Raw genomic sequence first — 11,173 nt, 5'->3', positions numbered from 1 at the left:
GAACCAGGAAGCGAGAAAATTAATTTATTTTGATAAACACCAGCAACAGCGCGAGAAGCGATCGCCCGCGAACCAATTTCTTGATAGCTTAAAAAACGAAATAACTCACCAAATCCCGGTAAGGTTTTCTCTAGTAACTTTTCAATGGCATCATAAGTGGTATCTCTTGGTGCAATGCCTGTACCACCACTGAAAATTACGGCATTCAAATTTGAGCTTTTACCTAGATTTTCTATCTGCTCTTGAATTTGGGTTGGTTCATCTTTGATAATTGTGTAAGCTCCTACATCATGGTTAGCACCAAGAAGTAACTGTTGAATTAGCTGGCCACTTTTGTCTGTTTCAAAAGTGCGTGTATCGCTGACAGTAACCACAGCACAAGTTACCGTAATTCTAGGCGAGTCTGGGTGCGGTTGTGGCATTATATGTCACTCATGAATTTTGACTAATGGATAATTGGGCATGGTCTATGGCGCATTCATTGAACATGACACTTCCCCATGCCCCATGCCCTATACCCTATGCCTGATTTTTGCTCAGTCCCAAATCGTTTTCTTCAGCATACCGTTCCATGAAGCGCATAAAGCGATCCCATTCTTGGGGAGATTTCATCACGTAAAGTGCTTCTAATGCTTCTGGTTTACCGTTGACAAATTTAGCCTTAACTTCACGGGTAATTATCTCTCCTTCTTGGTCAATGAGGTACATCCCGGTAATATCTTCGGTGCTACCTTGATCTAAAATCTTTGGATTGGTAAAAATAAACGTCGCTGTGCCACTGTCACCAGTGCGCGATCGCGTCAAGCGCACCTCTGGAGTTACTTCTTCGTCAAGACCTCTAGAAAACTGGATTTTCGCCATGATGACTGAATTTAAACTTTTGTGATGGTTAATTTAATATTCTCTCATCAATTAGAACACCACGGTCTAGAGGCTACTGTTATTCTTCTTTTTAGTGTAAATACTTAAATTGCTTCTTTTTCAAGTAACAAAGTTACTGGGCCATCGTTTTCAATTGTAACATGCATCATTGCACCAAATTGACCTGTTTCCACCTCCAAACCGCTAGCTTTTAACTTGGTAACAAAACGATTATACAAATCTGCTGCTGATTGGGGAGCGGCTGAACGGTCAAAAGAAGGACGGCGGCCTTTGCGACAGTCACCGTAAAGGGTAAACTGACTGACTACTAACAAATCGCCGCCAATTTCTTGTACAGATTTTTGCCAGCGATCATCTCCTTCCTCGTCAGGAAACAGCCGTAATTCCAAGCACTTACGCACCATCCAGTCGATTTCAGCATCAGTATCAGTATTGGCTATGCCTACGAGTAAATTTAGCCCCCGCCCGATTTTGCCGACAATTTCACCGTTAACTGTAACTTGAGATGATTTGACTCGCTGGATAACAACGCGCATTTGAATTAATTCGTAATTCGTAATTCGTAATGACGCTCGCGGACTCGCTACCGCTACGCTAACGTAATTATTGGCGAAACACTCGCGCGTAAACACAGGGGAGTGAGGAAGCGATGTCTACGACGGGCTATTCGGCGTCGCTATTATTTCATTTTCATTGTTCCAAATCGATGGCAGAGCCATTGAGAATACATTCCCAGGTTTCACCTGGGAATGTATTAAACTTTTATACAGACGCGATTAATCGCGTCTGTAATTATTTGCCAAATCCTTTACCGCGAGAGGCTGAAGGTAGACAAATGCAGTTTTCGAGTTGACTAATTAAAGTCTCACGATCCAAATTTTGACCAATTAGCACGATTTGATTTTTCAGTTGGCCTTGCCATTCATCATCATCCAAGGTAAAGCGTTTACCGCAAAGGTGGAAAATATGACGCTTCGGACTTTCATCAAACCACATAATCCCCTTCGCTCGGAAGATATTTGAGGATAGCTGGTTATCTAAGAAATACTGAAACTTCCTAATAGAAAAAGGCTTATCACTTTGGAAAGAGATGGAAGTAAAACCATCATTTTCTAAATGGTCAGAATGATGGTGATCGTGGTGATCATGGTCATGGTCGTGATGATCGTGACCGCATGTTGAGTGATCGTGATCATCATGATGATCGTGATGTTCATGATCGTGATGGTCGTGTTGATCCACCACTGTGTCAAAATATTTATCAGACTCAAACAGACCAACACTGAGAATTAACGGAAGTGGCACTTGCGATCGCGTCGTGCGGAGAATTCTTGCTCCTTCCTTAACTTCGTTAATTTTTGTTTCTAACTCATTCAATGTGGCTTCATCAACCAAATCAGTTTTGTTCAGTACAATTACATCACCATAAGCAATCTGGCTGTATGCTGCCTGAGAGTTAAATAAATCTAGGCTGTAATTTGCCGCGTCTACTACGGTAATAATCGAATCTAAGCGAGTTAAATCTCGCAATTCTGTACCTAGAAATGTTAAAGCTACTGGTAGCGGATCTGCCAATCCAGTTGTTTCCACTACTAGATAATCTAGATTTTCTTGCCGTTCTAAAACTTTGTAAACTGCATCTACCAAATCATTATTAATGGTGCAGCAAATACAACCATTATTTAGCTCCACCATGTTCTCACCAGTGGAAACAATTAGCTCGTTGTCGATGCCAATTTCGCCAAATTCATTTACGAGAACGGCGGTTTTCAAACCCTGTTGGTTGTTGAGGATATGATTAAGTAAAGTCGTCTTGCCACTACCGAGGAAACCCGTAATAATTGTTACTGGCATTCCTTGTTTGGGCGTATCCATTGCCGAAGATTCGGGTGTAACTGCTGATTGCATAGCGCTGTTATCAAATAGTCAAAAAATAGTAATGTAGCGCAGATAGTCCAGAAAACACTAGCGCCGCAAGGCGGAAGTTAAAATTAAAAAGTCAAAAGCCAAAAACCCTTGATTTCTGAGCTTTCGAGATTTTGTCCAATAGTATGCTGATTGCCGCCGTCACGTACTAGCATAGGGATGCTGGACTGTCATCCCATCTGCTTTACCCTATTATTACGTATCTTCTTATTTCAGCATTACTCTGTTATGACCCTAACCCTTTACAATACCCTCACCCGTCGTCAAGAACCGTTTGAAACAGTCGAAGCAGGCAAAGTTAAGATGTATTACTGCGGCGTGACGGTGTACGACTACTGCCATTTGGGTCATGCTAGAGCTTGCATCGTTTGGGATGTAATCCGCCGATACCTCCAGTTTATCGGCTATGAAGTGCGATATATTCAAAATTTTACTGATATTGATGACAAGATTCTCAATCGAGCCTGTGTTGAACATTCATCAATGGAAGTTGTAGCCGATCGCTTTATCAAAGCATATTTTGAGGATATGGCGCGATTGGGAATCAAAGAAGCTGATGAATATCCCCGTGCTACCCATACCATGAATGGCATTCAACGGTTAATTCATGAGTTAGAAAATAAAGGTTTTGCTTACCCTGCTGATGGCGATGTGTATTATGCAGTGCGACAGTTTGCTGAGTATGGCAAGCTTTCGGGACGTAAGTTAGAAGATATGCAAGCCGGGAAAAGCGAGCGCGTCAATGTAGAAGATCCAGAGTACCAGAAAAAGAAAGACCCTTTTGATTTTGCTTTATGGAAGGCAGCAAAACCAGGAGAACCAGCTTGGGAGTCACCGTGGGGTGCAGGTCGTCCAGGGTGGCACATTGAATGCTCGGCAATGGTGCGCGATCGCCTGGGTGATACCATAGATATTCATGCTGGTGGTGCTGACTTAATTTTTCCCCACCACGAAAACGAAATTGCCCAATCTGAGGCTGTAACAGGAAAACCCCTAGCGCGTTATTGGTTGCATAACGGCATGGTAAAAGTAGATGGTGAAAAAATGTCCAAATCTTTGGGCAACTTTACCACTATTCGAGACTTACTAGATCGAGGAGTTGACCCGATGGCAGTACGGTTGTTCGTGCTGACGGCTCAATATCGCACACCCATAGATTTTACCGACGAAGCGATCGCCGCAGCAACCAACGGTTGGCACACCATTAAGGAAGGTTTACTTTTTGGCTACCAATACGGTAAACAACTAGGTTGGGGAGTGGGGAGTGGGGAGTGCGGAGTAGGAACTGGTTCACTACTTCCTGAAACTATTGAACGCTTTCAAGAAATTGTAAATAACGACTTTAATTTTCCTGGTGGGTTAACAGTGCTGTTTGAATTAGCCAAAGAACTGCGCCGTGAAGGTAATATTATTGTGCATGAAGGGAAAACCGAAACTTCCCCTGATGAGTTAAAGCGTCAATGGCAAACTCTCCTCACATTGGCTGGAGTTTTAGGTTTAGAAGTCGAGATAGAAGCGGAAGCTGACAAGAGTAATGGTTTAAGCGATGCGGAAATTGAAGCGAAAATTCAGCAAAGGCAAGAAGCACGTAAAGCCAAGAATTTTGCCGAAAGCGATCGCATTCGTGACGAACTCCAAGCAGAAGGTATTACGCTAATTGATAGCCGTGATGGCACGCGCTGGCATCGGAATTAGGGAGATTAGGGAGTAGGGGGTGGGGAGTAGGGAGTAGGGGGAAAATTAATTCCCCATTCTCCATTCCCCATTCTCCATTCCCCATTCTCCATTCCCTATTCCCCACTCCCCAATTTCTTAAATTATGTGGTCTGAACTCAAGAAAGCGATCGCTAGTTTCGATATTCCTGCTGATTGGATTGGTATTAGAGCCGTAAAGGAGACTTCTACAACCCGTTTAGTCCGTGATGGCTTACCCCAGGTAAATGGCAAATCCTTCACTGTCGGAGCCATGCTGGAAGTTTTGGTAAATGGCTGTCTGGGTTATGCAGCAACTAACTCTATGGAACCATCTTCCCTAAAAGCTGCTGCCGAAACAGCCTATAAACAGGCACTAGCAGCCAGTGAATGGTGGATACATCCCTTCCGCGAAAGTGAGCGCCCTAAAGTCGTTGGTGAATATAAATCTCCATACCTTGAGCCATTGGATGCTTTGAGTCCGGGAGAAATCAACGATTTACTGGTTCGGATTTGCCAAACGCTGAAAGTTGACGACAAGATTGTGCAAACTATAGCCAGTGCTAGCACTATTGAGAGAGAGTCTTGGTTTATTAGCAGCAACGGCTCAGAAGTCTATCAAAAAACTCTATCTATAGGCACTCATTATGGAGCCACCGCCCAAAATGGTGCGGTTGTACAACAGCGCAGTAACAATGGTTCTCACGCAAATTGTTATCAAGGTGGACTAGAACTTTTAGAGCAAAAAAACTTATGGCATCGGGTGCGGCAAATTGGCGAACAAGCAGTAGAACTCTTGACAGCAGAGGAATGCCCAACCACCCGTACCAATTTAGTTTTAGCCCCAGACCAAATGATGCTGCAAATCCATGAAAGTGTCGGGCATCCCCTAGAAATTGACCGAATTTTGGGAGATGAGCGTAACTATGCTGGGGGCAGCTTCGTTAATAAAAGTGATTTTGGCAACCTAGTATATGGTTCGCCACTGATGAACATTACCTTTGATCCTACCGTGCCTGGTGAATTTGCCAGCTATGGGTTTGATGATACGGGTGCTGTAGCAACAAAGGAATATTTAGTTAAAGAAGGAGTACTGCAAAGAGGTTTAGGCAGTCTAGAGAGTCAAGCAAGATCTGGTGTAGCAGGAGTTGCCTGTGCCCGTGCTTCCTCATGGAATCGACCTGCGATCGATCGCATGGCAAACTTAAATTTAGAGCCTCTAAACGCTAGCTTTGAAGACATTATTGGCGGCATAGAACACGGCGTTTACATGGAATCTAACCGATCTTGGTCAATTGACGATCGCCGCTACAAATTCCAATTTGGTTGTGAGTACGCTAAATTAATTGAAAACGGTAAACTCACCAAAACCCTCCGCAATCCCAACTATCGCGCCACAACACCAGAGTTTTGGCACAGCCTAATCCAAGTAGGAAATGTTGACAACTGGCAAATGTATGGTACTCCTTATTGTGGTAAAGGAGAACCAAATCAGGCTATTTGGGTAGGACATGGTTCACCTGTTTGTGTATTTGCTAATGTCGAAGTTTTTGGTGGAGGAACTTGAAGAGGACACGGGGACACAGAGACATTTTCATTCTCCGCGCCCCCACTCCCCACTCCCCGCTCCCCACTCCCTATTAATATTTAATATCTATGAAAATTGAGGAATTATCTGCGTTAGAAGTCAGCTTTAATCAACTGATTGAAACTCTGCTGATTAAAAAATCTGAAAGTGAACAATTCACTGTGAAACTAAGCAGTGAAAGAAGTCAATTTACTCGTTTCAATCACGCGAAAGTGCGACAAACTGGTTGTGTTGCTGATGGTTGGATCGAACTCACTTTGATGGCAGACCAGCGCAGCAGTATTCGGCAGTTCCCCTTTACTGGAAATTGGGATGTAGATTGGCAGTTAGCATATACTGCTTTACAGGAACTACGTGACGAACTTATTCTACTACCCATCGATCCCTATCTAGTTTTGCCATCAGGAAATAATACTAGCCGGGAAATACATTCCGGGAATTTATTGGCAGATGAGGCAGTAGTACCAACTGTGCTACAACTAGTTGCTGAATTAGATTTTACAGGGATATATGCCGGGGGATTGGTAGTCAAAGCTTATGGTGATTCCAACGGGCAAAAACACTGGTTTGCTACTGATTCTTTTACCTTAGATTATTCTCTATTTTCCACCTCTGGACAAGCAGTTAAGGGGACATTTGCAGGGAGTAACTGGGATATATCTGCATATATAGCCAAAATTAGCGAAGCCAAAAAGCAACTTGAATTGCTTGCTCGCCCAGCTAAAGAATTGCCACGGGGACAATACAAAACTTATTTTGCACCTGCTGCTGTTGCAGATTTATTAGCAATGCTTTCTTGGGGAGCAGTCAGCGAAGCTGATATCCAACAAGGAAACAGTGCTTTAGCTGCTTTATCGCGTCAAGAAAAACAACTTTCTTCACGATTTAATTTGAAAGAAAACTTTCAACAGGGATTAGTGCCGCGATTTAATGAATTAGGAGAAATAGCAGCACCGGAGTTACCTGTAATAGAAAAAGGACATTTGGTAAATACTTTAGTGAATTCTCGGACTGCTAAGGAATATCAAAAAATTGCTAACGGTGCTAATGGTTCAGAGACTTTACGAGCGCCAGAAGTGACTACTGGAAATTTAGTATTTGAGCAGATTCTTTCAAGTTTAGATACGGGATTATATGTATCGAATTTGCATTACTTGAATTGGAGCGATCGCCACACTGGTAGAATCACAGGTATGACCCGTTATGCTTGTTTTTGGGTAGAAAACGCAGAAATTATCGCCCCCATTGAAAACTTACGTTTTGATGAAAGTCTTTATCGTTTTTGGGGAGAAAACTTAGTAGATTTGACCAATTTTCAAGAATTCATTCCCGAAGTAGGTACTTATGAAAGTCGTCAACTGGGAGGTAGTTTAGTTCCCGGTATGCTGGTAAATGATTTTACATATACTTTGTAATCATTTGCTTACAGGAATCAAAAGCTATTACGCTACAACGGAAATAGAGCAACCATTTAAAATCCCTAAAGAGTAGGGCTATATCATTTTATACATAAACCGCCCAGAACTAAAGTTCACTGGCTTTTAGCTAAAGTCCGTTAAAACGGACTATAACCTTTTCTCAGTCATCTTTAGATGACTTTCGCTATTAGACTCAGAATTCATTCTGAGGCGGGCTAGATAAGAATGAAATAGCCCTTTTTCCAGTACCCATTAAGCTGTTACGTATACAGCGCTTCCGGCTATTATGCAATACAGTTTTCCTCATTACCCCTGTCCTATCATAGCTTTCAGCTTTGAGGATGTACCTCATAGCCGCCGGAAGTGCTGTATAACTTGCATTATCAGGGCGGGCAGGATGCCCACCCCACAATCATCTTGAAAAAATATTAGTGCAAATTAAAGGCGCAACAGCTTACCCATTTTTTTGAGTTTTAAACACCAATTTTATTCATCATATTCTCTCAATTCTAAAATCACCTATTTCTGTAAACTGCATTAATTACAATATCTTTGATAGTAAAATAAACAATTAATAGTAGCAATAAAAATTGCTCAAATTGAAGAATTGGATCTAAACGCCAACCTTGAAAAAATAAAATTATTCCGCAAAATATATTATTGGTGTAAATACCACTTGAATAATGTAAAGGGCTAAAGCCCAACCTTTAAGCCTAGTTCCACGTTGGGCTAGCCAAGCTACTGTTAAAATAAAGCAAACAATTGCCAAAAGTATATAAATAATTCCAATTAACCCAGCTAGATTTAATCCAAAATTCACTTGAGCGAAAGTAAGCATTTATAAAAAATCCTGCTTAATTAAAAGCTAAAATTTTAAACCTATTACTAAGTAGATTAAGCTTAAAGGATAAATAAAAGTCTTACCGGATAAAAATTGTTGGGTTAAGCAATAGCGAAACCCAACCGATAATTTTTTATCATCTCTCGTTAGAACCTCTATTTTTTCTTACCTGGAGGTGAATTGCGCTGAGTGAGGTTATCAATTTGCAATTGTTGCCGTCCGTTGGTGATAATTCGCAACATCTGCTTGAGATCCTGCTCAATATTTTCCAGGATGCCATCAGCATAAGCATCAGCACCATCTTCAATTTCTTGAGCCTGAGCGATCGCAGTTTGCCTCATTTGCTCTAACTCTTGTTGACAAGCATACCGTTTACGCTCAATTTCAGAGAGAGTTTCTTGCATTATTGCGTCACACTCTTGTTGCACTTGTCGCCGCAGTTGTTCAGCTTCTTGTTTTGCCTGTTGAATAATATCGCTTTCAGCTAAAATTTGCGCTCTTTTTGCTTGCGCGGCCTCAACAACCTGCTGTCCATACTCTTCCGCTTCCAGCAGAATTTCGTCTTTTTGGTTGAGGATAACTGCTGCTTCTTGAAAAAGCGATGGTAAAGCAAGCCGGATGTAATCAAGCTGATCTAGCAGCTTTTCTTCATCTATCAGAGTGCGTCCTGTCAAAGGAATCCTGAGACTAGAGAGAACCATTTCCTCTAGACGGTTGAGTTCCTGCTGAATATCTATGCTTCCCTCTCCACCGAGATACTCTTGAGGGGGGGGATTGCTTCCGTTGAGATTGGGTTCAACATTGGAGAGTTCTGATTGTAGCATTGGTATATATCTAGGGCAATGTGTGGGGGAACGAGATGATCGATAGAGCCACCAAACCTTGCAATCTCTTTTACCACACTACTACTTAAAAAACTATACTCATTTGAGGTTGCAAGAAAAACTGTTTCTATTTGAGTAGAAAGAGTTTTATTAGTGTGAGCCATTTGCAGTTCCACTTCAAAATCTGACACAGCCCGTAAACCCCGGATCAAAACTTGTGCTTGTCGCATTTGAGCATAGTTGACGGTAAGACCATCAAAGCTGTCTACATCTACGTTAGGTAGATGTTGTGTAGAAAGACTGATCTGATTTAGCCGTTGCTCCACACTAAAAAGTGGCATTTTATTAGGGTTCCGCAGTACAGCGACAATTACCCGCTCAAACAGCCGACTACTGCGCCCGATGAGGTCAAGGTGTCCCAAGGTGATGGGGTCGAAGCTACCAGGATAAATAGCAATCACAATTTTAGATATATCAAAGTTGTTTAGGTGATTATATCGAAGCTCTTTTGTGTAACTTACTCAAATTTACCATCTTGCGCTCTGAGTAATGATGCTAAATTCAATTGTTTTGCTGGTACAAGTTATGCTCAATTAGGCGTTAGGAACTATAGCAGTGCAATCCTCAACCTCACCCTGCATTTGAGTCAAGCAAACACTCCCCTCTTCAAAGCATCGGAGAGGGGTTGGGGATGAGGTTGAACAAAACCGCTATAAACTCCTAAATATGGATACTGGATTTCTATTTCTGTCCCCACGAAATTGTGGAGTATTTAAGTACAGTTCCAGCATTCGACACCCAAAAAACTCCGTACTTAGCAAAGTGCGCGGGTAGTTAACGAACTATTCTAGGTAATTTTTCATGGCACTGGATTTTTCCACCTTGCCCTTGGCGTTTCAATTTACTTCTCCAGGACCGATTCTGGTGAAATTAGGGCCACTCAGTATCCGTTGGTATGGCTTATTGATTGCCACAGCAGTGTTAATTGGCGTTATCCTTTCCCAGGAATTGGCAAAGCGTCGTAATGTTAATCCTGAGTTGTTAGGCGATTTATTCTTTTGGTTATTGATTGGGGCGATTCCTGGGGCACGGTTATATTACGTTTTTTTTGAGTGGTCAAAATATGCCCCAACTCCAGGGAAAATATTTGCTATCTGGGAAGGAGGAATTGCCATTCATGGAGCAATTCTGGGTGGTGTTTTGGCTGCGTTAATCTTTGCCAAAATCAAGCAGGTTTCTTTTTGGCAACTGGCAGATTTAGTAGCGCCTTCGCTGATTTTAGGGCAAGCGATCGGACGTTGGGGCAATTTCTTTAATTCTGAAGCTTTTGGCGATCCTACAAATTTACCCTGGAAGCTGTATATTCCCCCAGATCATCGTCCTCTAGAGTATGCGAGTTTCGATTACTTCCATCCCACCTTCCTCTATGAATCTCTGTGGAATTTAGCGGTGTTTGTATTGCTTATTACGTTGTTTTTCCGGTCTTTGTCCGGTAAGCCACGTTTGAAGGTAGGCACGCTGTTTCTAGTTTACTGGCCAGCCTACAGCTTAGGGCGCTTGTGGATTGAAGGTTTCCGCACTGATAGCCTGATGCTAGGGCCGTTACGGATGGCACAACTAGTCAGTAGTCTAGGAATTTTATTTGGATTAGTTGGATTAGCTTGGCTTTACTTACTCAAACGCCCTTTACCCGATGTAGTTCCTACTCCGAAGGGGGATGAGGAGATGAGGGGATGAGGGAGCAGGGGAGGCAGGGGAGGCAGGGGGAGAAGAATAATTAATGCCCAATTCCCAATTTCCAAAAAATAAAAAATGCCCCAGAGTATTCTCTAGGGCTTAACCAGGGTGCATCTACCATTACTCTCTACTAGGGAAAGAGGGTGAATCCGGAAAGATACTGAGAAAATATCAAAAAAGTTTTTTGAGGGATTGCCGTGTCTTCTTTTAAAGGTGAAAATCTGAGTTATGAAAAAACACTATATGCCATAGAACCATCTGTGTA

At 42.3% G+C, this 11,173-nt stretch carries 12 protein-coding genes; 4 read left to right on the top strand and 8 right to left on the bottom strand.

Annotation, left to right across the window (positions count from 1 at the left end):
• The 4 genes from VE944_RS02700 to VE944_RS02685 all read right to left on the bottom strand — a co-directional run.
• Positions 1-422: MogA/MoaB family molybdenum cofactor biosynthesis protein (locus tag VE944_RS02700; RefSeq protein WP_414690091.1), on the bottom strand; the 422-nt coding region annotated here is incomplete at its 3' end.
• A 97-nt stretch (positions 423-519) separates the two neighbouring features.
• The gene (psb28, locus tag VE944_RS02695; protein WP_324971897.1) at positions 520-861 is read right to left on the bottom strand and encodes a photosystem II reaction center protein Psb28; all 342 of its coding nucleotides are present in this window, start codon (positions 859-861) and stop codon (positions 520-522) included.
• 104 nt (positions 862-965) lie between these two features.
• Entirely contained in the window at positions 966-1,418 is a 453-nt protein-coding gene (dtd, locus tag VE944_RS02690; protein WP_324971894.1) for a D-aminoacyl-tRNA deacylase, read from the bottom strand.
• A gap of 256 nt (positions 1,419-1,674) precedes the next feature.
• The gene (locus tag VE944_RS02685; RefSeq protein WP_324971891.1) at positions 1,675-2,790 is read right to left on the bottom strand and encodes a CobW family GTP-binding protein; all 1,116 of its coding nucleotides are present in this window, start codon (positions 2,788-2,790) and stop codon (positions 1,675-1,677) included.
• 246 nt (positions 2,791-3,036) lie between these two features.
• Between VE944_RS02685 and cysS the strand changes: the two genes are divergently transcribed.
• The 3 genes from cysS to VE944_RS02670 all read left to right on the top strand — a co-directional run bounded on the left by cysS (position 3,037) and on the right by VE944_RS02670 (position 7,503).
• Positions 3,037-4,503, top strand: a complete 1,467-nt coding sequence (cysS, locus tag VE944_RS02680) for a cysteine--tRNA ligase (RefSeq protein WP_324971888.1) — start codon at positions 3,037-3,039, stop codon at positions 4,501-4,503.
• 124 nt (positions 4,504-4,627) lie between these two features.
• Entirely contained in the window at positions 4,628-6,067 is a 1,440-nt protein-coding gene (locus tag VE944_RS02675; protein WP_324971884.1) for a TldD/PmbA family protein, read from the top strand.
• A gap of 89 nt (positions 6,068-6,156) precedes the next feature.
• Positions 6,157-7,503: a TldD/PmbA family protein gene (locus VE944_RS02670; protein ID WP_324971882.1), complete on the top strand. Its 1,347-nt coding sequence runs from the start codon at positions 6,157-6,159 to the stop codon at positions 7,501-7,503.
• Between the two features lie 518 nt (positions 7,504-8,021).
• Here the strand turns inward: VE944_RS02670 and VE944_RS02665 are convergent.
• From VE944_RS02665 to coaD, 4 genes are all read right to left on the bottom strand, one after another.
• On the bottom strand, positions 8,022-8,210 hold the full coding sequence (locus VE944_RS02665) for a Ycf66 family protein (protein WP_324971878.1): 189 nt from the start codon (positions 8,208-8,210) through the stop codon (positions 8,022-8,024).
• Complete coding sequence (locus VE944_RS02660) at positions 8,147-8,344, bottom strand: hypothetical protein (RefSeq protein WP_324971903.1); 198 nt, start codon at positions 8,342-8,344, stop codon at positions 8,147-8,149. Before VE944_RS02660 ends, VE944_RS02665 begins: the two co-directional genes overlap by 64 nt.
• Before the next feature lie 158 nt (positions 8,345-8,502).
• The gene (locus VE944_RS02655) at positions 8,503-9,171 is read right to left on the bottom strand and encodes a DivIVA domain-containing protein (protein ID WP_324971876.1); all 669 of its coding nucleotides are present in this window, start codon (positions 9,169-9,171) and stop codon (positions 8,503-8,505) included.
• Positions 9,081-9,632: a pantetheine-phosphate adenylyltransferase gene (gene coaD / locus VE944_RS02650; protein ID WP_324971873.1), complete on the bottom strand. Its 552-nt coding sequence runs from the start codon at positions 9,630-9,632 to the stop codon at positions 9,081-9,083. Before coaD ends, VE944_RS02655 begins: the two co-directional genes overlap by 91 nt.
• Before the next feature lie 400 nt (positions 9,633-10,032).
• Here coaD and lgt point away from each other — a divergent pair, with 400 nt between their 5' ends.
• Positions 10,033-10,908, top strand: coding sequence for a prolipoprotein diacylglyceryl transferase (lgt, locus tag VE944_RS02645; protein WP_324971870.1), 876 nt, complete (start codon positions 10,033-10,035; stop codon positions 10,906-10,908).
• Positions 10,909-11,173: the final 265 nt, after the last annotated feature.

It is taken from the genome of Nostoc sp. (assembly GCF_035638895.1).
Taxonomy (GTDB): domain Bacteria; phylum Cyanobacteriota; class Cyanobacteriia; order Cyanobacteriales; family Nostocaceae; genus Nostoc.
Note: the sequence above shows the minus strand (reverse complement) of the source record. Positions and strands in the feature narration are given on the sequence as shown.